Origin of the sequence: Rossellomorea marisflavi (genome assembly GCF_001274775.1) — a bacterium.
In the GTDB taxonomy this organism is placed as follows: domain Bacteria; phylum Bacillota; class Bacilli; order Bacillales; family Bacillaceae_B; genus Rossellomorea; species Rossellomorea marisflavi.
Genome location: NZ_LGUE01000004.1, coordinates 270,264 through 290,587, shown reverse-complemented (window position 1 = coordinate 290,587; position 20,324 = coordinate 270,264). Strand labels below are relative to the sequence as shown.

Genomic DNA, 20,324 nt, shown 5'->3' with positions numbered 1-20,324 from the left:
CACGTGCTTCCTTTTTGACATAGGGTCCGTGCCTCTCCGCTCCGGAGGACCGCTTTCCGCGGGGCGTGCGGTGAGCCGCTTCGGCTGCGCCTCCAGGGTCTCACCTGCCCGCCATTCCCGCAGGAGTCGTCCCTCCTCCGCTGCGAGGCACTCTGCGGATGGTACATGTTTTGTTATGCCATCAGATCTTTGTTCTTTATATACGCCTCCCACTCACTCAAATACATATCCGGTTCATCTACCGGCTCACTGTCCAGCTTGCAGATGAACTCAAGGGAATTCCCATCCGGGTCATGGAAATAAACCATGGCGTGCGCCTGATCGGGCATGACGATGGGCTCCACAGGTTGGAATCCGAACGCTTCCCTCATGGCGATGCCGCGTTCCTTCAGCCACTCCTTCGCCGTGCGCATGTCTTCCAGTTCGACCCGGAAGGCGATGTGCCTGATGGACGCGTGGTAGGGGATGTCTGCCTGCTCGCCTTCCCACAGCCCAATCCAGCTTTCATTCTCCACGATCCAGAAGAAGGCGGTCTTCTTGTATTTCTTCGCGAGCTTCAGCCCCAGCCCTTCATAAAATGCAACCGAGCGCTCAAGGTCGCTGACGGGTAAATGGGCTTCGTATAATCCTTTAATCATGATGTTTCCTCCCTTAAAAAAATTGTTAAAGGTAGTGTACCGGCATCGGGGGGAGGTGCCACCGTGTAAAAGGATGATTCTTTCATACGCCATAGGTCGCAGAGATTCCTAATGTTTCCATGAGGGCGAAACGTGGTATGGTGATGGAAGAAAGGTGGAAGGAGGAGATGCCAGAGGTGGACTGGAAAAAATATTTTAAACTATTGCCACCCATTCTGATTTTCATCGTCCTTGTGTTCCTTTTCATCCCGTACCATCAGCTCCTGTTTGGGAGTCTGATCATCATCTTCTTTTGGATCCTTTACTACATATGGGTGGCGGTGGATAGAGCAAGGAAAGAAAAATCTGAATAATGATGTACAAAATGTGGTGCATGCCTTGACTTGGGTGCACCATTTTCTTATGATGAACATATCATATATGAACACATTGTCATATACTCAAATAGAATAGGAGTTTGAAAATGGGAAAGAACAAGAATGAAGCAATCGAGCCAGAAAAAATAGAAGAAAGCCATCTCTGCACATGTGATGCCATTGATGAAGAAACCCTCTTCATGGTCACACAGACATTCAAGGCCTTATCGGAGCCGACCCGGGTGAGGATCCTGCACTTGTTGGCGCAAAAAGAGCATTCGGTCAACGAGATTGCCGAGAAGCTTTCACTTCTGCAGACGACGGTTTCACATCAGCTCAGGTTCCTGAAGAATCTCCGTCTCGTCAAGTATCGCCGTCAGGGAACGACCCTATTTTATTCAGCGGATGACGATCATGTGATGAATCTTTTGCAGCAAACGATCCACCACGCACGGCACCACTAACGACTGGGGGAACACATAATGAAAGAATACAAACTCCAGGGTCTATCCTGCAGCAACTGCGCGCGGGAAATGGAAGAGGAGATCAATAAGCTTGATCACGGGGAAGGATCCAGGATCCTTTACAATAGCAGCAAAATGGAGCTCGCCGACGGGGTCGACCTGGGACGTGTGGAGAAGATTTTGCACGCGGATGGAGCAGCAATCCAGAAGGATGATCATGACCACGGGGCTCACGGCCATGACCATTCCCATACAAGCAGCAGCCGGATGAAACTGCTCCTCGGCATATCTGCGGTCATTTTCCTCCTGGCGATTTTCGTTGATTCTGTGATCGATCATCCTGTATCCATCGCCCTCTATCTTTCTGCCGCCGCCATCAGCGGATATCCAACGTTCATCAAGGGAGCGAAGAACCTGTTCCGCCTGAAGTTCAACATCGATACGCTCATGACCATCGCCCTCATCGGAGCCTTCTCCATCGGTGAATGGAAGGAAGGTACGCTTGTGGCCATCCTGTTCGGCGTCAACGAGCTCCTCGAAGGCATGGGCATGGAGAAAGCGCGCCGCTCCATGGAAGAGCTGCTGAAAGTCGCACCGAAGGAAGCCATCCTGTTGAAAGACGGGGAAGAGAGAGTCGTACCGATCGCGAGCCTCAAGGTGGGGGACATCGTCCTCGTGAAGTCGGGACAGAAGATCCCGTCCGACGGGATCGTGGAATCGGGCAAAAGCTCCGTGAACGAATCCGCCATCACCGGGGAAGCGATGCCGGTTGAAAAACAACCGGGAGAAGCCGTGTTCGGAGGAAGCATCAACAACGAAGGGGTCCTGAAGGTATCCATCCAGAAGGAATACCATGATTCATCCCTCGCCAAGATCCTCCATCTGGTGGAAGAAGCACAGGAGACGAAGACCCCGACCGAGCAGTTCATCAATAAGTTTGCCAAGTATTACACGCCACTCATCATGATCATTGCGGTCCTTGTCATCGTCATCCCGCCTCTGTTCCTGAACGGGGAGTGGGGAGCGTGGTTCTACCAAGGGCTTGCCGTCCTCATCGTCGGCTGCCCGTGCGCCTTGATCCTGTCGTCTCCCATTGCCATCGTCTCAGGGATCGCCCGTAACGCGAAGAACGGGATCCTCGTCAAAGGCGGGGTGTTCCTCGAGCAGCTCGGCAAGATCGACACCATTGCCTTCGATAAGACCGGCACGCTCACAAAAGGGGAACCCCATGTGGAGCAGGTGAAGATCTACGACGATCGCTTCTTCACCATCGCCGGGTCCATCGAGAAATCGTCCTCCCATCCCATCGCCAAAGCCGTTATGGAGCGACTGGCAGAAGAGGACCTCACGTTCATCGAACCCGACGAGATCAACACGATCACCGGGCAAGGGGTCTCGGCGATCCTGAACGGCCGGACATACAAGGTTGGGAATGAAAACAGCATCTCTTTCGTACTATCAGACGAGATGAACGGTGAAATCCAACGGCTCAAGCGGGAAGGCTACACCCTGGTCATCGTCTCCGATGAAGAGCAGGTCCTCGGCCTCTTCGGAATTACCGATGAGATCCGGGAAGAGAGCCATGACATCATCGAACGCCTCCACGCAGCAGGCATCAAGCGTACGGTCATGCTCACGGGCGACCACGACCGCACCGCCGAGAAAGTCGCAAGCAAAGTCGGACTGACAGACTACTATGCGAGCCTGCTGCCGGACGAAAAGGTCGCCAAGGTCAAAGAGCTCACCAGGACCGGCCGCGTGGCCATGGTGGGCGACGGCATAAATGACGCTCCTGCCCTCGCCACGGCCGACCTCGGGATCGCCATGGGGAAAGGGACCGACAGCGCCATCGAAACCGCCGACCTTGTCCTCATGCAGGACCACCTCGGCAAGCTCCCAACGGCCATCAAGATTGCCAAACGGGTGAATCGCATCATCAAAATCAACATCACTCTCGCCCTGGGACTCAAGCTCATCGCCCTGCTCCTCACGATTCCGGGACTGCTAACGCTCTGGATCGCCATCCTGTCCGACATGGGTGCCACGATCCTCGTCACGCTCATCAGTCTGACGGTCATGCTCGGGGAAAAGAAACAGGTTTCATAGGAAGAAGCAGGCCGACCGCGGCCTGCTTCTTTTTTTGAGGTTCATGTGAGGGAAGTCGGTCATAAAGAGTGGAAGTAGAGGATAAATGGAAGAACCCGGTCAACCCGCACCCAAGTCGGAAAGAAGCCAATGAAGTTGGTAATGGATTTTGTAGAGAATCAGAGAGTTGGTAACAAATTTTTCAAAGTCGGTAGAAAAAATCCGATTGACGGTAAAAAAATTCAAAAAGCCGGTAATAAGGCAATCCGTGTTATCCAAAAGAAGACAATTTTTAATGAAATCAAAGGAAATGGCCTACCACCTCCAACGCCTCTCTAATAAAAATCCACCAAATTCTACCGTATATGATACTCTGAAAATGGAAGGGAGGTCCAAATATGAACCCACGAACAGACCATGAAGATGAAATCGATATAAGAAAAACGAAGAACCTGACCGGGATAGGGTGCCTCCTTGCCGTCGTCCTCCCCATCCTCCTTCTCCCATTCATCATCGGATGGCTCTTTTTCAGGACCGGTGAAACCACCCTTGAAATCAGTTCTTCCCCCCATGACGTTCACACCATCGAAGTGGTGAAAGTGGACGAATTCCCCGATCCTGTCATCGATATACGGTACGGAGATCAGGTGATGACGAAAACCAAGATACCTGATGAGATCAAGATCGATTGGGAAAGTGATCAAAAAGCGACGGTCACCCTTATAAAAGGAGACCGGAAACAAACCATCCCTATTATATTCGACTGAAAATCTCACACGAAATGGATGTGACCGACTCAATGACCAGACACTATACCATACGCCAGGCGAAACCATATGATGCACCCCGACTATCCACCATCCGTCCCATCATCGATGGCGAGACGGAATTCATGGACCGTGAAGAGGGGGAGGCCATCATCACGCCTGAAGGATTCCGCACAATCATCCAAACGGATGAAGAAACACCCAATCATCTTTTCCTCGTGGCGGAAACGGACGGTGAGATCGTAGGATTCTCCCGGTGCGAAGGAAGTCCACTGAAACGTTCCGCCCATAGAGTTGAATTCGGCGTCTGCCTTTTGAAGGACCACTGGGGAAACGGCATCGGCCGCAAGCTCCTTGAACAGTCGCTGCAGTGGGCAGACGCCCAGCAGATCAGAAAGGTCACCCTCTCCGTCCTCGCCGACAACCATAAAGCCATCAAGCTCTACGAACAGTACGGCTTTATAACCGAAGGCATCTTGGTGGACTACAAACGGTTGAGCGATGGAACCTACCACGACACGCTGATCATGGGAAGGGTCCAAACGTCGCGCCTTCCTCCGGGCTGAATGGCCTGCTCGCCATCCCATGCATTCCTGGCAAATAGCGGAACCGGTCCAATGCCACTCATACCGCCTCTCCCTCCCACACCAACCATTAGATATATTTGTAAAAGTTATAGGAAAACAATCCCGATTTTGCTATATTTGAAATAATCAGATAAAAAATAGGGGGATCTACACATGGACTTTTCCATCGTATGCAAAGGGTTGAGGAAGGAATTCCAGGGGGACGGCATCAAGACGCGCGCCCTTGATGAAGTGAATGCCACATTCAAGAAGGGCGAGTTTGTGTCCATCGTCGGGACATCGGGGTCGGGGAAATCAACCCTCCTGAGCATACTCGGCACATTGGACAGTCCCACTTCAGGGAGTATACTCTATAATAACGAAGACATTAAAACCTATAACAAAAACGGGCTCGCCGACTTCAGGTTCAATCACATAGGCTTCATCTTCCAGCAGTTTCATCTGCTTCCGACCCTTACATCACTGGAAAACGTCATGGCTCCCCTTTTCTCAAGGAATGTACCGTATAACAAAAAAGAACGGGCAGAAGCCGTCCTCGAGCGGGTGGGGCTGAAGGATAAAATGAACTCCCTGCCGTCCCAGCTTTCAGGCGGGCAGCAGCAGAGGGTGGCGATCGCCAGGGCCATTGTGCATGAGCCCCACTGGCTCCTTGCCGATGAGCCGACGGGGAACCTGGATACGGAGACAGGGGACATCATCTTTTCCCTTCTGACCGAACTGAATCGCGAGAAGGGCTGCGGGGTGATATTCGTGACCCATGATCCGGCCCTTGCTGCCAAGGCAGACCGGATGATCGAGATGAAAGACGGGAAGATCCTGTCGGATAAGGAGCTGGCCCGGGTATGATCCGATTCATATGGAATAACTGGTGGCGCAATAAAGGGCGCTTTATCCTGCTCCTCGTCGGGGCACTCATCGTCAGCACGGGCCTCAGCTACCTGGTCGGGGTCACCCAGGCAAACAACGGGACGATCGTCGAAGAGCTGCAGAACAGGTGGGAATCCTCGTATCATATCGTCGTGCGTCCGCCTGATACGAGAAGCGTCACGGAAGAGTTGAATCTCCTCGAGCCCAACTATCAGAGTGGGCTCTCCAGTGGCATCACGATGGAACAGTATGAAAAAATCAAAACGATGGAAGACATTGATGTCGCAGCGCCCATCGCCATGATCGGCTTCATGAACAATTCCATCGAGATGAATACGTTGACCATATCGGAGCCCGGAGTGTACCGCCTGAAGATCACCGATGAAACGGATACAGGTGCAGGCATCCGGAAAGATGGGGGCAATACGTACTTCACGGTAGGGAACTGGCAACCGGAAGGTCTCGGGAAGGAGTACGGGGCTTCGCCCTTCATGGGCGAACAGTCCCTCGAGATGGGTTCTGAAGTCATGATCGCCGGGGTGGATCCGGAAGCGGAAAGCGCCCTTGTCGGACTTGATCAGTCCGTCCTTGATGAAGCAGGGAGCCGATATTTTAAACCGGACGATCAAGCCGAAGTGGTGGAGTATGAAGATGAAGACTTCACCCAGACCAGGATTCCCGTCCTCCTCAGCAACAGGGAGTACGTAGAGAGCAAGGTCACCTATACGCTCATGAAACTTGATCTGCCGTTTTCCACTGATGAACAGGCGAAAACGATGGAGAAGGTAAAGGAGAGCGGAGGGCAAGACTACCTGGAGAAACAGTCGGGTGAAGAGGTAAAGTCCTATACCTTCACAACCGAGGAGGCCCATAAAAAGATCCTCGATCAGGCGATGTATCCTGATCCCGAATTGAGCACCACCAAGGAGAATTTCATCGCCTTTCAAGCAACCCCGGTCAACTACCGCCCGGTAAGCAGTCCGTTTTCCGAGCGATGGCCGTTTGCCTATGAGGTGGAGCCTTACGAGATCCCTGAAGGGGTACCCCTCGCTGAAACCGACGCCTATCGTCCCGTCAAGATGTTCGGGGATGGGAGTTTCCAAGATTGGAAGCGTGTGAAGATTGATGTAAAGGGAATCTTTGACCCTGCGAAGCTCAACATCTCAAAGGATCCGTTGACAGAGCTTCCCATGGAAACCTACTTCCCTTCGAAGTCGAATCTCGTGCTCGATCAAAATGGTGAGCCTGTGAACCCTCCTCAGGAAATGAAGCCCCTGAACAATCCGTATGGGTTCCTGACAAAGCCGCCGATGATGCTGACGACCCTTGATGCCGCAGCGGAATTGATGGGAGAGAAGCCGATTTCGTCGATCCGGATCAAGGTCGCAGGCGTGGAAGCCATGACCGATGAAAGTGAAAAGACGCTACAGGAAGTCGCCAAGCGGATCGAGGACGAAACCGGACTCATCACCGATATCACCCTCGGTTCATCGCCTCAGCCGGCCCTGACCCATATCCCTGGCATCAAAGGGGAAGAGTCCATCGGCTGGGTGGAACAGCCGTGGATCAAAATCGGTTCATCCATGACGATCTTCAAGGAAGCTAAAGTAGGCTTGAGCGGGGTGATCGCAAGCGTCATCCTGGTGGCCATCATCTACGTGTTCTCATCGAACCTCATCATGATGTACACGAGGAAGAAGGAGTTCGCCGTCCTATTATCCATCGGTTGGAGACCGGTCCAGCTATCGCGGATGCTCTTCACGGAAGCCCTGATCCTCGGGACCTTCGTGTCGGTGGTGAGCTGGATCATCCTCGGATACTTCACCGTCACCTCCACGGTGGAGACGTCGCCGTTCAGATTCCTTCTCATGGGGCTGTTCGGCATCCTGATCTATCTGCTCGGAACGATGATCCCTGCGTATCTCGTCGGGAAGATCAAACCGTATGAATCCATGAAGGCAGGAGAGATCTCCCATATGGGGAGGAGGCTGATCCCATCCGCTGCAATCTGGTCCATGAGCCTGAACTCGTTCCTGTCTAGATGGAAGCGGAGCTGCCTGTCGGTGGTCTCCATTGCCCTTCCGACCAGCCTGTTCGTGGTGTTCCTCTTCATCACCTACCGGTTGAAGGGGGTCATGTTCGCGACCTGGCTCGGGGAGTACGTGGCCATGGAAGTAAGCTCGATGCATTACATTGCCATGGGCGTCGCCTTATTGATTGCCATCCTCACTACAACGGAAATCATGTGGCAAAACATATCGGAGCGTCAGCCCGAGATCGCCCTGCTGAAATCCATCGGTTGGAAGAATCGTTCCATCCGCTCCCTGGTCCTCTTTGAAGGGGCATTCAGCGGACTGTTCGCCGGCATCATCGGCATCCTCATCGCCTTTGTATTTGTTTGGAAAATCTACGGGGAACCGCCTCTGGAGCATGCGCCATTTTTTGCCCTGGCCATTGTCATCCCGATCCTGACGGGGATGGCGGGAGCACTTTTCCCGGCACACAAAGCGGTGAAAGTCCAACCTTATCAAGCGCTTGGCGGCACAGCGGAGCATTCGGGGAAAACGGAGAAGCGGGTGAAGGTCACCTTGGGTGTGGCGACAGCAATCCTCTTCATCGGCCTTGTCACCATCTTATCTCAAGCGATTCCTGACGCGAAACCGGCTGTCACCACCGCTGATACCAAGGATGTGAAGGGGACGGATGGAGCAATCCAAACATCCACCGCCCCTTCAAAAGACGAAACAAAATCGGATGCTAAACCTGAAGCCAAACCGGAAGGCGAAGAGGTGGCCCTGGACCGCGAATTCTGGAAAGTAATCGAATTCGAAAAGCCGTGGAACGCCGATCCCCTTCAGTATACGTTCAGGCTGGATGAACCTAAGAAAGCCAAAGCAAACACGAAATCCATCGTCATCAAAGCACGGATCCAGAACCTGACGACGGAAGATGAGTGGGATGACTATAAGATCACAGGACAGTTCTTAAAGGATCAGGACGGGAAAGAATACCAGCCTGTCGACACCGAGGTCATTTCCCGCAAGAACTGGAACGGGATCCGGATGAAACCGGGAGGGGAAGCAATTGTTTCCCTGGCGTTCGAAGTACCGAAAAACAAGGAAAACTTCAATTTCATCCTGTCCCGCGTCTCCCAGCCGGGAGATGTCGTGATCAAGCACATAGACAAGGGACTCTGACAACAGAAAGGATCCGGCCATGAAACGATATAATCTGATTGTCATCTTTAATGAAGCGATGGATAGGGTCCTTCTGTGCAGGAGGAGGAAGGATCCGTATCAAGGATTGAGCAACTTTATCGGAGGGAAGATCGAAGAGGGTGAATCAGGTCAGGCTGCCGCCTACAGGGAAATGGAGGAGGAATCGGGCCTTACGGGGGAAGATGTCTCCCTCTTCCACTTCATGGATTTGACCTATCATCTCTCGGGATTCGACCTGGAAGTCTACGCGGGGAGATGCACGCGTGACGTCGAAGTGCACGGAGAAGAGAATGAACTCTACTGGTCTCCACTGGATGTCGACTTCACCGATCAGACGCACTATGCAGGAGAAGGGAGCCTGGGGCATATCCTTGCCCACGCTGCCCTTTACAAGTCTCTCTTTTTTCAGGAAACCATGGAAGTGAAGTGATGGTTTTACAAAACGCCCGGCAGCAAGGGACCCAGATGCTGCCGGGCGTTTTCCTGTTTGATCCGGCTTCGCTCTCTCATTACACAGAAAACTAGATTCTCAGGAACAAGCCGGGATAATCCACCACCAGCCCTTCCCTGTCTACAAAGATGCTGGATTCATAGGTGGGGCTTTGATAACAGAATTCCCTGATACCGTTTGAATCCCGGAGAAGGGTGTAGTGCTGGTTGACCTTCCGGAATGTGAGATCAGGCACTGAAAGATAGACGACGTCCATACTCACGGTTCGGCCCTGCACCCACTCCATTCGATTGATGGGAAGGGAGTTGGTGAAAGGGGTGCAGGAGATGTCGATATCGATGGCTCCGGTCAGCTCCTCGATGGGCCCGTGTTCCCCGTCGGACCAGCTTCCTGATCCGTCGGCATGAAGGGTCAAGGACCGGTCACCGATGCGGATAGACCCTTTCCTGAACGTCCAGGATCGATCCAGTTCTAGGCTGTAGCGGATTTCCGTTGCTGAATGATGCACCGTGCTCTGGATCGTGATGCACCCGTCCTTTTCAGTGAGGGAGAGTTCTTCGGTTTCTTCACGTTGATTTTTCCAGCGGATCATTTTCTTGTCCTCCTTTATGAAATGCGAATCGCTCCTTGCCGGCGCACCCGTTCTATGCCAAAATAAGGCCGGGAGGAAACCGATTATGAAACAACAACTATTGCTCTTCATCTACTTCACCTTGGCCATCGTCAGCTTCTTCGCCCTCTATGATTCATGGGTGATCCTGAAGTCGGGCTGGGGCGTGGAATCATTCCTGTTCATTGCCATGGGAATCCTCGCCATCATCCTGATCATCCGTCACCTCGGGAAGAGGCAGTAGATACAAGAAAAGCCGGAGATTTCGTATGGAAATCTCCGGCTTGTTTTTATAGGTATGACTCTATCTACATGATACAAAAAAACGGAATATAAGTCTATTTATTTTTTTGATTCAAGGTGAAAATAAAGAAGTGCACAAGGAGCGTAACGTTACGACTTTCTGACGAAAAGAGGGCGTACATTGAAAAAGAATCTATCAACAGACGAAGCGATCGAGCGGTGGAATGAGCACGCGGAGGCATTCACGGCAGGCTACACGGAGGAAGGGGACCGGAGCAGGCGAATCCTCTTGAATCCCGCGATCTTCTCCCTCCTCGGGCATGTGGAAGGGACGGAGATCCTCGATGCAGGCTGCGGGGAAGGGTATTTGAGCCGGCTCCTCGAACGGAAGGGGGCCCATGTGACGGCCGTGGATTATTCCACGGAAATGCTCAAGCTTGCCGAAGCGAAGGCGCCGGAATCATCCGGGATCCACTACCACCACGGAAACTGTGAGAATCTGAATTTCCTGGATGATCGGATGTTTGATACGATCGTGTCCAATATGGTCATTCAGGATCTTGAAGATCACACGGCGGCTCTGAGGGAATGCTTCCGGCTCCTGAAAGAAGGCGGGACCCTCATCTTTTCCATCCTCCACCCGTGCTTCATCACGCCGGGAAGCGGATGGATCCGGGATGGACGGGGTAAAAAGGAAGCGTGGCGAGTATCCGGATACTTCCTTGAAGGGGTCTATGAACAGGCGTTTCCCGAAGAGGCCGAGAACAAAGTGGTTTTTTACCATAGGAGCCTGACCACGTACATGACTGCCATCAGGGAAGTAGGTTTCGAGATTGATGAAATGGTAGAACCGAGACCGTCGGATGAACTGGTGGGGGAGGATCCTGAGTACAGGGAAGACCTGATCCACCCGAATTTCCTCGTATTCAAACTGAGGAAGGGGAAAAGGGGCATAAGCTGGTGTCCTGGACTGTAAACTGTAATCCAGCAAAGAACTTGCCGGGTATCCCGGCATTTTTTTGTTGCCCACTGGTGGGGCGGTTGTTGAAAGCTCCTTCAGTATGTGATAGAGGACACTTTAACGGAGCAAGCTAAATAGGGAGATGAGGCCGATGACATACAGCATGAAACAAATCACGGAAATGACGGGTGTACCAGCTTCCGCCCTGCGATATTATGAGAAAGAGTCCATCCTGCCATTTGTAGAGCGGAACGATAAGGTAATCAGGGTGTATGATGATGTGAACGTTGAATGGATCTATTTTATCCGGGCCCTCCGTGAAACGGACATGCCTATCAGGGAAATCAAAGAGTATGTGGCTCTTTATATGGAGGGGGATGCCACAAAAGAGGAGAGGCGAAAACTCCTTCTTCAGCACGAGCAGAATGTCGAAGCGAAGCTGAGCTCCCAGTTCGAGTACTTGAAGCGGATCAAGAAGAAGCTCGTATCCTACGGGGAGATTGAGAAGAACCTCCAATAAATGGGAAGGAAGTCCCCTAGGTATTAATGGGTTTTATGAAAGAAATTGGTCGGAACCTGACAGATCCTGTCGGGTTCTTTTGGGTTTTTATACCTAAATAATGAATTATTTTACATATTTTTGTATCCCACCATTTGGAAAAACCTACTTTCCTCTCATATTTACAAATACTAGAACATGATAGACTGTACCTAGTTTTGATTGGAGGTTGGGATTTTGAGTAAAAAATGGATAAGCATCATGCTTGCAGTGCTGGTTGCGTTCGCGGTGAGCGGTTGTGGACAGGCAGACGAGAAAGCAAGTGGTGACGGGAAGAAAGAAGAGACGAAAAAGGAAGAATCGAAGGATTCGGGCAATCAGGAGTTCAGCGATCTGATTACCTTTATGGAGAAAGAAACGGGCGGGTCCGCAAAGAAAGTGTTTGAAAACACGAAGCCTGAACAGGAATATGAAACTGAGGGCATCAAGGTATCATTGGATGAGTATCAGGTCCTTGAGCTGAACGGGCTGGATGAGGAGCACAGGACACCTTTCAAAAAAGAAGAGGATGGTGCCGTTGTCCTTGCCAAATATACGTTGAAAAATGAATCGGATCAGGATGTCTATTACAATCCGACCTTAAACATGACCTTCTCGGGGGCGGATAAATCCTATGATAATTATCGTGAGCTTCTGCCTGAGGACAAGCAGATCAAAGAGATGCTCACTCCGGACAATGAATATCTTTGGAAAAAAGGTGAAACGATCACAGGCTACTACACCTACACGATGAGTAAGGGTGATCTGGAGAAGGCCATGGATGTTTCAACTGTTGCCATTGAAGTACCTGCAGCCCAAGCTGAGAAGGACGATTACAACTCTCTCATCGGTGAAAAGGGGATCTTCAACGTGGGACTGACAGAAGCAGGAGTCAAAAAGGTGGCAGATAACAAGAAGTTCTATCAGGATCTCACCACAAAGAATGATATGGGTGAAAAGGTCATGGTGGATGAAAAAGAAGGGATCGGCACGAATGAAAAAATCGGCGATCTGACCTTCACCCTCGAAGGATATCAGTTTGCTGAATTCACGCCGAATGCCGTGGAAGCACCCAAGTTCAGCAACTTCAAGGGGGATATGGTGCTTCTTACCGTTAAGCTCCAGGTTGAGAACGGTGGGAAAGAACAGCTTTCCCAGGGATCGCCAACATCGAAGCTGCTTATCGATGGCGGAGCGGATTACACCCTCGACCAACCGATGCTCACAGGTTACGCGTACGATGATGTGATCGAACCTGGTGAATCCGGTGAACTTCTGCAGATCTTTGTATTGGATAAGGAGAAATACGAAAAGATCTGGAAGGATAAATCCTTTGAAATGGAGATCGCCCATCTTCAAAATGCCAAAGCAAAGGAACTGTTTGAAGGAAAGACGGTTTCATTCAAGCTGAAGTGACTTCTTAAAAAGAAGAAAGCCCGCCGGAATCCGGCGGGCTTTTTGGTTAACTCCATTTTTTCACGCGTTGCAGTCTCAATGCATTCAACACGACCGACACCGAACTGAAGGCCATGGCGGCCCCTGCCACCCAAGGGGCAAGGAGCCCGGCTGCAGCTATGGGGATGCCGATTGTATTATAGGCAAAGGCCCAGAAGAGGTTCTGTTTGATGTTGCGCATGGTCTTGGCGCTCATCAGGATCGCATCGGCAATGCTGTGAAGATCACCACGGATCAGGGTGATATCAGCGGCCTCCATGGCTATATCGGTCCCGGTGCCGATGGCCATCCCGACATTGGCCGTGGCAAGGGCAGGGGCGTCGTTGATGCCGTCCCCGACCATGGCCACATTCCTACCGGATTTCTGTAGATTTTTGATTGCAGAGGCCTTTCCTTCGGGGAGGACCTCTGCAATCACCTCTTGAATGCCCACCTGGGAGGCGATCGCTTTTGCTGTGCGCGTGTTGTCACCCGTCATCATGATGACGGTGATATCCATGTTCTGGAGCCGTTCGATGGCAGCCTTTGAGGTTTCTTTTACCGTATCGGCAACAGCGAGGAGTCCGGCGTATCGTCCATCGATGGCTACCAGCATGGCCGTTTTTCCTTGTGATTCAAGCTTTGCTTTATCTTCTGCGACAAAGGCGGTTTCCACCCCGTTCTCATCCATGAATGCATTGGTGCCGATCAGCACATGCCGTCCATCGACTGTGGAGCGGACGCCTTTACCGGGAACGGCCTCGAATGATGAGGTGGAAGAAGGGAGTGCCCCTTTATCCTTTAGACCTTGGACGATGGCCTGTGCCAGGGGATGTTCGGATTGCTGCTCCGAGGAGGCGACGAGTCGCAGGAATTCATCCTCTTTCACCCAATCAGCCATGAGATGATCGGTCAAGACGGGTGCTCCGTTCGTGACGGTCCCGGTTTTATCCAGCACCACGGTGTCGATGAGCTGGGTCTGTTCCAGATGCTCCCCGCCTTTGAACAGGATCCCGAATTCCGCCGCCCGTCCGGAACCGGCCATGATCGAAGTCGGTGTGGCAAGGCCGAGGGCGCACGGACATGCGATGACAAGGACGGCGATGAACACTTCAAGGGCCTGGGTGAAGTCACCCGGCTCGATCCAGACGATCCATATAAGGAAGGTAAGGAGGGCGAGGCCCACCACGATGGGAACGAAGATGCCTGATATCCTGTCCGCGAGGCGCTGGATCGGTGCCTTTGAGCCCTGGGCATCCTCGACCACCTTAATGATCCGGGCAAGTGCCGTATCGCGTCCGACCTTCTGGGCTTTCATCCGGATGGAACCGTTCTGATTCACCGTAGAACCGAATACGGAATCCCCTCTTTCCTTGTCGACGGGTAGGCTTTCACCCGTCAGCATTGATTCATCGATGGAGGTAGAACCTTCCGTCACTTCTCCATCGACGGGGATCTTTTCGCCAGGCTTGACGATGACGATGTCTCCGATCATCACCTCTTCGACAGGGGTGTCGATTTCCTTCCCGTCCTTATAAACACGGGCCGTTTTCGCCTGCAAACCCATGAGCGTCTTGATCGCCTCGGATGAACGTCCCTTTGCGTTCGCTTCGAACAGCTTCCCGAGGAGGATCAGGGTGATGAGGACCGCGCTTGTTTCAAAATACAGATGGGGCCCGTGATGGCTTCCGGCCGTCACGATGGCCTGGTACAGGCTATAGAAGTAAGCGGCGGATGTCCCCATGGCCACCAGGACATCCATATTCGCACTTCCATTCCGCAGTGCCTTGTAAGCTCCGATGTAGAATTGTGCCCCGATGATGAACTGCACGGGTGTGGCCAGGATCAGCTGGACCCAGGGATTAGTAAGGAAATCGGGTACGTACAGAAAGGAAGTAAACGAAAAATGGCCTACCATCGTCCAAAGGAGCGGAAGGGAGAGAATGGCCGAAAGGATGAACTTCCGCTTCTGGACCTTGATGGCTTCCTCCCTGTGATCGCTCGAATCTTCCTGAGATGGCCGGTGGGCGCCGTACCCGAGCTTTTCAACCTTTGCAATCATGTCGCTGACAGAGGTCTGAGAAGGGTGATAGGAGATGACCGCCTTCTCAAGGGCGAGATTGACGCTTGCAAATGCGACGCCATCAAGTTTACTCAGCCCCTTTTCAATACGGGCCGAGCAGGCGGCACAGGTCATCCCGGTGATCTCAAGCTCGGCTTTTTCATGGATGACTCCATACCCGAGAGCGTCGATCTTCTCTTCGAAGTCCTTTTCACCTAGTTTGGCAGGATCATAGGAGATGGAAGCTTTCTCAAGGGGGAGATTCACGGTGGCCATTTCGACACCGTCCAATTTAGTCAGTCCCTTTTCAATCCGGTTCGCACAGGCGGCACACGTCATGCCCGAGATGTGCAGGGTGGTTTCCTTCTTGTTTGCACTCATGATCGTCAAGCCTCCTTTATACCTGGCAAGGGTATATTGATGTGAAAAAGAAAGAGTGCATGATCTGCACCCCCGTTTGATTCTTTACACAACGTCATAGCCTTGATCGTCGATGGTTTCCTTGATCTCGTCGAGGCCGACAACGGCATTGTCGAATTCCACTTCGACCTTGGCATCCGCGAGGCTTACGTTGACCTTTTTAACACCGTCAAGACCGCCTACATTCTTCTCGATGGCATTGACGCAGTGGTTGCATGACATTCCTTGTACATTCAATGTAATGTGTTCCATGATAATCGCTCCTTTTGGTTGGGTATTTCCGGTACGGGTTATTTTTTCATCAGCTTTTGAATCGTGACGACAAATTCATCGAGGACCGAATCGTCCCCTTCATTGAGACGGTCCACCACGCAGCCCTTCAAATGACCCTCGAGGAGGATCTTTGCAACGCTGTTAAGGGCAGATTGGGTCGCCGAAAGCTGTGTGATCACATCGTCACAGTACACGTCCTTTTCAATCATGCCTTTGATGCCGCGGATCTGCCCTTCGACACGATTCAGCCGGCTGGTGAGATTCCGTTTCACCTCTTCTGGGTGATGACTCTTGCGGCAGGAGATGCCGTCATTCAATCCATCTTCCATCCGATCACCTCCCGGAAGCTCGTTGCTTCCTGTTTTTCTCATTTGAGTTCAGTGTAGTGTACCTATAGGGGGTATGTCAAGTGGGGTGCTTATCAAAAAAAAGCACCTTCCATAAAAGAAGGTGCATCAGAGCAATTGAAGAAGGGCGAACACCCCGAAACCGAAGACGATGATCCCCGATAGACGGTTGATCCAGGCGAGGCTGTCATCCGAGAATTTTTTCCTGAACAGGCTGACGCCGAAGCTCAGGGAGAGCCACCATGCGGCTGATCCAAGGAACACGCCCGTCACCATGAGAAGGGCCGAGCCCATGTCGAAGCTGGACTTTCCGAGACCGATCCCGGAGAAGATCCCGATGAAGAAAAGGATGGTCATGGGGTTTGTCACCGTCAAGAAGAAGACGGAGGTATAGGATTTCAGCAGTCCGCCACCCCGTGCAGAAGCAGCATGACCTGCAGGCCTGGAGCGGTAAGTCTGGATACCGAGATAACAGAGGAAGAGTCCGCCGATCAGCTGAAGCCACAGCTTCTGGCTGATCAAAAAGCTCGTGATGAATGTCAGGCCGAATGCGGCAATGCATCCGTAGATGGCATCGGCTGACGCGGCCCCCAGTCCTGATACGAATCCCGTCAAGCGCCCCTTGGAAAGGGTGCGGTTGATGCAGAGGATCCCGATCGGGCCGACGGGTGCTGCCACGGTGAAGCCGATGAGCAGGCCTTTTAATAGAAAAATGATGTCCATATGTGCATAATTTCCTCAGAAGTTTCATTTTAGTATAGAGAAAAATCCGGTAGAATGAAAGAAGGATTTAAATGGAAGAAATGAGTCCTTTATGGGAAGGGAGAAGGAAAGAGTGGAACCGATCAAAAAAGCGTACGGATACATAACAAGAAACCACGATGGAAGACCCCAGGTATTGGTGTTCCAGCATCCGATCCTTGAAGCGGGTATCCAGATCCCCAAAGGGACGGTGGAGGAGGGAGAAAATTCTGAAGCAGCCGTCGTCCGGGAAATGATCGAGGAGACCGGCCTGACGGAATGGGGAAAGCCTGTATTCCTTGCCGACGACAGGTGGCAAGCGGATGATGGAAGCACCCATCATAGGCATTTTTATCGTTTGGATCAGCGGGATGCTCCTGATCAATGGCAGCATGATCCCTCTGGCGGGGGAGAAGAAGAGGGGCTGCAGCTCACCTTGTTCTGGATGTCCTCACCAGGGGATATTCCGTTGGCGAGGGGGCATGGGGATTATTTGCATCATGTGCTGGAAGAGAGGTCTGAAGATGGCCTTGGGTGTCTGGAGGCATCTGAAGATGTCAAACAGGTGTATCTAATAGAAGAAGGCGTGGAGAGGATCATCGGGGAAACGCGTGAACGGATTTCATTCGAAGAGGGCGGCGCGGTGCTGGTGAGGGAGCAGACCCTCACATCTGAAGAAATGGGGAACCGAAGGACCGTGACCCGATTGATGGCGGCCACAAATCGTCCTCTTTCCGTTGAGGATACCGGTGGAGGCGGTGTCAGAGCGGTGTATGCCGGAGATCATGTGATGATCGAGAGAGATGGGAGAGAGAAGAGGGTGTCACTCCATCATCTTCCCATTGAAACGTTTTCGGTTGAACTCCTTCTCCGCACGCTGCCTCTCGAAGGAGGTTATGTCCGGTCCTTCCATGCGTTCAATGTCCTCAAAGAAGAGGAGCAGCTCATCGAGATCCATGCGGATGAACAGCCGGACGGCTCCTTCAAGGTAAAGGTCGGATTCGGTGCGATGACCCAGTGGTACTGGATCCGCACCGATACGCGCGAACTCCTGAAGCAATCGTCGGAGCCCGCTCCCGGCCTGAAGATGGAGTTTCGAAGATAGGCAGATCTCCAGTTGTATTCTTGCTGAAATTCAGGTAGAATGGTAAAGTTTTAACAATACTTTTCGTTCGGGGTAATAAATCGTTTACTAAACATGTGAGGCATGCCTGAAGATACTTGGGAGATACCCCCGACCGTGCTCCTCAAAGGCCTGCATCCGATCCATGTTTACTAAACCATTCCAATTATGAGGTGCGTAACATGCAAGAAGTTTCAACATCAACTAAGAATGTTTTCAGAGGGCCCATAGCCATTTTTGTGTTAGCCGTCGTGCTCCTATGGATGAAAACGTATGCTGCCTATCAGATTGAATTCAATCTTGGGATCGATAACAGCATGCAGAAATTTCTACTATTCTTAAACCCGTTAAGCTCAAGTCTATTATTCTTGGGAATTGCCCTGTTCTTTAAAGGGAAGCTGCAATCAACCCTATTGATTGTCATTCAGTTCGTTCTATCATTCCTGCTCTATGCCAATGTCGTCTACTATCGTTTCTTCAACGATTTCATCACCGTCCCGGTCCTGATGCAGACAAAGACCAATGCAGGGCAGCTCGGTGACAGTGCCTTCTCCCTGATGACTCCATGGGATATCTTCTATTTCGCCGATACGATCCTTTTGATCGCCCTCTTGGCCTTCAAGGTCTCAAAACCTGCAGCCAAGCGGAAATGGAAATCAGCCGGTCTTGTCATTGCCATGGCAGCCATCGTATTTTCCGTCAATCTCCATCTCGCGGAAAAGGATCGTCCAGAGCTTTTGACCCGTACGTTCGACCGCAACTACTTGGTGAAATACCTGGGTTCATACAACTTCACAATCTATGATATCGTCCAGAACGTCCAGACCGCGAGACAGCGCGCCATGGCGGACAGCAGCGACATCACCAGTGTGGAAAACTATATCAAAGCCAATTATGCAGAGCCGAATCCGGCCTATTTCGGCAAGGCGGAGGGCATGAATGTGGTGTACCTTTCCCTGGAATCGCTGCAGTCCTTCATCATCGACTATGAGATCGATGGGCAGGAAGTGACACCGTTCCTGAATTCACTGGCTCATGATAATGAAACCTTCTACTTCAAGAATTATTTCCATCAGACCGGGCAAGGGAAAACGTCCGATGCAGAATTCATGATGGACAACTCCCTGTACCCGATGGCACAAGGATCAGTCTATGTGAGCAAGGCGCAGAATACATTCCAATCGGCTCCGGCCATCCTGAAGAAGGATGACTATGTTTCCGCGGTCTTCCACGGCAACTACAAAACATTCTGGAACCGGAATGTAATGTACAAGTCACTCGGCTATGACAAGTTCTTCGATGCTGAATACTACGATATGTCAGAGGATAACATTAAGAACTACGGCATGAAGGATAAACCATTCGTGGAAGAATCCCAGCCGCTCCTTGAAAGCCTCGAGCAGCCGTTCTACAGCAAGTACATCCTTCTGTCCAACCACTTCCCGTTCAAGATGGATGAGGGAGATACCGACTTCCCGGCTGCCGACACGGATGATAAAGTTGTCAATCAATACTTCCAGTCAGCGCACTATATGGATGAAGCGTTGGAGCAGTTCTTCGACCAGCTGAAGGAATCGGGTCTCTATGACAACACGATCGTCGTTATGTACGGAGATCACTACGGAATCTCCGAGAACCATAACCAAGCCATGAAAGAAATCATCGGGAAAGACATCGATGATTATGAATACGCCCAGCTCCAGCGGGTACCGTTATTCATTCATGCACCGGGTGTCAAAGGCGGTGCCAAGGATACGTACGGCGGTGCCGTCGACGTCATGCCGACCGTGCTCCATCTCCTCGGAGTCGATACGAAGGATTACCTGCAGATCGGATCCGACCTCCTGAGCAAGGATCACCGTGAAGTCATCCCGTTCCGTAACGGAGATTTCATCACCCCGAACATCACATCGGTGAACGGCAAATACTACAGCAACGAAGACGGACAAGAGATCGAGGGTGACGGCTTTGCCGAGCTGAGCAAGCAGGCGAAGACCGAGCTTTCCATCTCCGACAGCATCGTCAACAAAGATCTGCTCCGTTTCTACAAACCTGAAGGCTACACGCCGATCGATCGTGATGACTATCATTACATCTATGACAAAGACGCAGACGTGAATAATCAGTAAACATGACAGC

21 protein-coding genes are annotated in these 20,324 nt (G+C 51.7%); 15 read left to right on the top strand and 6 right to left on the bottom strand.

Features of this window, described 5'->3' with window-relative positions; all coding sequences use genetic code 11:
• Positions 1–173: 173 nt before the first annotated feature.
• Entirely contained in the window at positions 174–638 is a 465-nt protein-coding gene (locus tag AF331_RS11395; RefSeq protein ID WP_053428237.1) for a VOC family protein, read from the bottom strand.
• 176 nt (positions 639–814) lie between these two features.
• Between AF331_RS11395 and AF331_RS22395 the strand changes: the two genes are divergently transcribed.
• The 9 genes from AF331_RS22395 to AF331_RS11350 all read left to right on the top strand — a co-directional run bounded on the left by AF331_RS22395 (position 815) and on the right by AF331_RS11350 (position 9,412).
• Positions 815–991: a hypothetical protein gene (locus AF331_RS22395; RefSeq protein ID WP_156450598.1), complete on the top strand. Its 177-nt coding sequence runs from the start codon at positions 815–817 to the stop codon at positions 989–991.
• Positions 992–1,194: 203 nt separating this feature from the next.
• Complete coding sequence (locus tag AF331_RS11385) at positions 1,195–1,458, top strand: ArsR/SmtB family transcription factor (RefSeq protein ID WP_231578972.1); 264 nt, start codon at positions 1,195–1,197, stop codon at positions 1,456–1,458.
• 18 nt (positions 1,459–1,476) lie between these two features.
• Entirely contained in the window at positions 1,477–3,564 is a 2,088-nt protein-coding gene (locus tag AF331_RS11380) for a heavy metal translocating P-type ATPase (RefSeq protein WP_053428235.1), read from the top strand.
• Between the two features lie 141 nt (positions 3,565–3,705).
• Entirely contained in the window at positions 3,706–3,882 is a 177-nt protein-coding gene (locus AF331_RS11375; protein WP_160316520.1) for a hypothetical protein, read from the top strand.
• Positions 3,883–3,941: 59 nt separating this feature from the next.
• Positions 3,942–4,310 (top strand): hypothetical protein, encoded by a 369-nt coding sequence (locus AF331_RS11370; RefSeq protein WP_053428233.1) that lies wholly within the window; start codon positions 3,942–3,944, stop codon positions 4,308–4,310.
• A 32-nt stretch (positions 4,311–4,342) separates the two neighbouring features.
• Entirely contained in the window at positions 4,343–4,876 is a 534-nt protein-coding gene (locus AF331_RS11365; RefSeq protein ID WP_235576374.1) for a GNAT family N-acetyltransferase, read from the top strand.
• A gap of 174 nt (positions 4,877–5,050) precedes the next feature.
• A complete protein-coding gene (locus AF331_RS11360) occupies positions 5,051–5,743 on the top strand; it encodes an ABC transporter ATP-binding protein (RefSeq protein WP_053428231.1) in 693 nt (230 codons plus the stop codon).
• Entirely contained in the window at positions 5,740–8,961 is a 3,222-nt protein-coding gene (locus AF331_RS11355; RefSeq protein WP_053428230.1) for an ABC transporter permease, read from the top strand. The genes AF331_RS11360 and AF331_RS11355 overlap by 4 nt, the downstream gene beginning before the upstream one ends.
• 19 nt (positions 8,962–8,980) lie before the next feature.
• Positions 8,981–9,412 carry an NUDIX hydrolase gene (locus AF331_RS11350; protein WP_053428229.1) on the top strand — a complete coding sequence of 144 codons (432 nt, stop codon included), beginning with the start codon at positions 8,981–8,983 and terminating at the stop codon, positions 9,410–9,412.
• A gap of 91 nt (positions 9,413–9,503) precedes the next feature.
• Here the strand turns inward: AF331_RS11350 and AF331_RS11345 are convergent, their stop codons facing one another.
• On the bottom strand, positions 9,504–10,025 hold the full coding sequence (locus tag AF331_RS11345; protein WP_053428228.1) for a putative glycolipid-binding domain-containing protein: 522 nt from the start codon (positions 10,023–10,025) through the stop codon (positions 9,504–9,506).
• A gap of 85 nt (positions 10,026–10,110) precedes the next feature.
• Here AF331_RS11345 and AF331_RS22390 point away from each other — a divergent pair, with 85 nt between their 5' ends.
• The 4 genes from AF331_RS22390 to AF331_RS11330 all read left to right on the top strand — a co-directional run bounded on the left by AF331_RS22390 (position 10,111) and on the right by AF331_RS11330 (position 13,201).
• The gene (locus tag AF331_RS22390) at positions 10,111–10,287 is read left to right on the top strand and encodes a hypothetical protein (protein ID WP_160316519.1); all 177 of its coding nucleotides are present in this window, start codon (positions 10,111–10,113) and stop codon (positions 10,285–10,287) included.
• Between the two features lie 180 nt (positions 10,288–10,467).
• Entirely contained in the window at positions 10,468–11,262 is a 795-nt protein-coding gene (locus AF331_RS11340) for a class I SAM-dependent methyltransferase (RefSeq protein WP_053428227.1), read from the top strand.
• A 136-nt stretch (positions 11,263–11,398) separates the two neighbouring features.
• Entirely contained in the window at positions 11,399–11,767 is a 369-nt protein-coding gene (locus AF331_RS11335; protein ID WP_053428226.1) for a MerR family transcriptional regulator, read from the top strand.
• A gap of 216 nt (positions 11,768–11,983) precedes the next feature.
• Positions 11,984–13,201, top strand: a complete 1,218-nt coding sequence (locus AF331_RS11330; protein WP_053428225.1) for a DUF5068 domain-containing protein — start codon at positions 11,984–11,986, stop codon at positions 13,199–13,201.
• Between the two features lie 46 nt (positions 13,202–13,247).
• Here the strand turns inward: AF331_RS11330 and AF331_RS11325 are convergent, their stop codons facing one another.
• From AF331_RS11325 to AF331_RS11310, 4 genes are all read right to left on the bottom strand, one after another.
• Entirely contained in the window at positions 13,248–15,662 is a 2,415-nt protein-coding gene (locus AF331_RS11325) for a heavy metal translocating P-type ATPase (protein ID WP_053428224.1), read from the bottom strand.
• 84 nt (positions 15,663–15,746) lie between these two features.
• Positions 15,747–15,953: a copper chaperone CopZ gene (gene copZ / locus AF331_RS11320; RefSeq protein WP_053428223.1), complete on the bottom strand. Its 207-nt coding sequence runs from the start codon at positions 15,951–15,953 to the stop codon at positions 15,747–15,749.
• A 38-nt stretch (positions 15,954–15,991) separates the two neighbouring features.
• Entirely contained in the window at positions 15,992–16,303 is a 312-nt protein-coding gene (locus AF331_RS11315) for a metal-sensitive transcriptional regulator (protein WP_053428222.1), read from the bottom strand.
• 126 nt (positions 16,304–16,429) lie between these two features.
• The gene (locus AF331_RS11310; RefSeq protein ID WP_053428221.1) at positions 16,430–17,044 is read right to left on the bottom strand and encodes a LysE family translocator; all 615 of its coding nucleotides are present in this window, start codon (positions 17,042–17,044) and stop codon (positions 16,430–16,432) included.
• A 91-nt stretch (positions 17,045–17,135) separates the two neighbouring features.
• On the opposite strand from AF331_RS11310, the gene AF331_RS21865 reads away from it, so the two are divergent.
• Positions 17,136–18,167 carry an NUDIX hydrolase gene (locus tag AF331_RS21865; protein ID WP_082346949.1) on the top strand — a complete coding sequence of 344 codons (1,032 nt, stop codon included), beginning with the start codon at positions 17,136–17,138 and terminating at the stop codon, positions 18,165–18,167.
• A 200-nt stretch (positions 18,168–18,367) separates the two neighbouring features.
• Entirely contained in the window at positions 18,368–20,314 is a 1,947-nt protein-coding gene (locus AF331_RS11300; protein WP_053428220.1) for an LTA synthase family protein, read from the top strand.
• The last annotated feature ends 10 nt before the right edge of the window (positions 20,315–20,324 follow it).

Excerpts from the sequence above, each read along its gene's own strand:
- AF331_RS11395 (WP_053428237.1), bottom strand. The coding sequence starts at position 638 with ATGATTAAAGGATTATACGAAGCCCATTTACCCGTCAGCGACCTTGAG.
- AF331_RS11385 (WP_231578972.1), top strand. The coding sequence starts at position 1,195 with ATGGTCACACAGACATTCAAGGCCTTATCGGAGCCGACCCGGGTGAGG.
- AF331_RS11380 (WP_053428235.1), top strand. The coding sequence starts at position 1,477 with ATGAAAGAATACAAACTCCAGGGTCTATCCTGCAGCAACTGCGCGCGG.
- AF331_RS11375 (WP_160316520.1), top strand. The coding sequence starts at position 3,706 with ATGGATTTTGTAGAGAATCAGAGAGTTGGTAACAAATTTTTCAAAGTC.
- AF331_RS11370 (WP_053428233.1), top strand. The coding sequence starts at position 3,942 with ATGAACCCACGAACAGACCATGAAGATGAAATCGATATAAGAAAAACG.
- AF331_RS11365 (WP_235576374.1), top strand. The coding sequence starts at position 4,343 with ATGACCAGACACTATACCATACGCCAGGCGAAACCATATGATGCACCC.
- AF331_RS11360 (WP_053428231.1), top strand. The coding sequence starts at position 5,051 with ATGGACTTTTCCATCGTATGCAAAGGGTTGAGGAAGGAATTCCAGGGG.
- AF331_RS11355 (WP_053428230.1), top strand. The coding sequence starts at position 5,740 with ATGATCCGATTCATATGGAATAACTGGTGGCGCAATAAAGGGCGCTTT.
- AF331_RS11350 (WP_053428229.1), top strand. The coding sequence starts at position 8,981 with ATGAAACGATATAATCTGATTGTCATCTTTAATGAAGCGATGGATAGG.
- AF331_RS11345 (WP_053428228.1), bottom strand. The coding sequence starts at position 10,025 with ATGATCCGCTGGAAAAATCAACGTGAAGAAACCGAAGAACTCTCCCTC.
- AF331_RS22390 (WP_160316519.1), top strand. The coding sequence starts at position 10,111 with ATGAAACAACAACTATTGCTCTTCATCTACTTCACCTTGGCCATCGTC.
- AF331_RS11335 (WP_053428226.1), top strand. The coding sequence starts at position 11,399 with ATGACATACAGCATGAAACAAATCACGGAAATGACGGGTGTACCAGCT.
- AF331_RS11325 (WP_053428224.1), bottom strand. The coding sequence starts at position 15,662 with ATGAGTGCAAACAAGAAGGAAACCACCCTGCACATCTCGGGCATGACG.
- copZ (WP_053428223.1), bottom strand. The coding sequence starts at position 15,953 with ATGGAACACATTACATTGAATGTACAAGGAATGTCATGCAACCACTGC.
- AF331_RS11315 (WP_053428222.1), bottom strand. The coding sequence starts at position 16,303 with ATGGAAGATGGATTGAATGACGGCATCTCCTGCCGCAAGAGTCATCAC.
- AF331_RS11310 (WP_053428221.1), bottom strand. The coding sequence starts at position 17,044 with ATGGACATCATTTTTCTATTAAAAGGCCTGCTCATCGGCTTCACCGTG.
- AF331_RS21865 (WP_082346949.1), top strand. The coding sequence starts at position 17,136 with ATGGGAAGGGAGAAGGAAAGAGTGGAACCGATCAAAAAAGCGTACGGA.
- AF331_RS11300 (WP_053428220.1), top strand. The coding sequence starts at position 18,368 with ATGCAAGAAGTTTCAACATCAACTAAGAATGTTTTCAGAGGGCCCATA.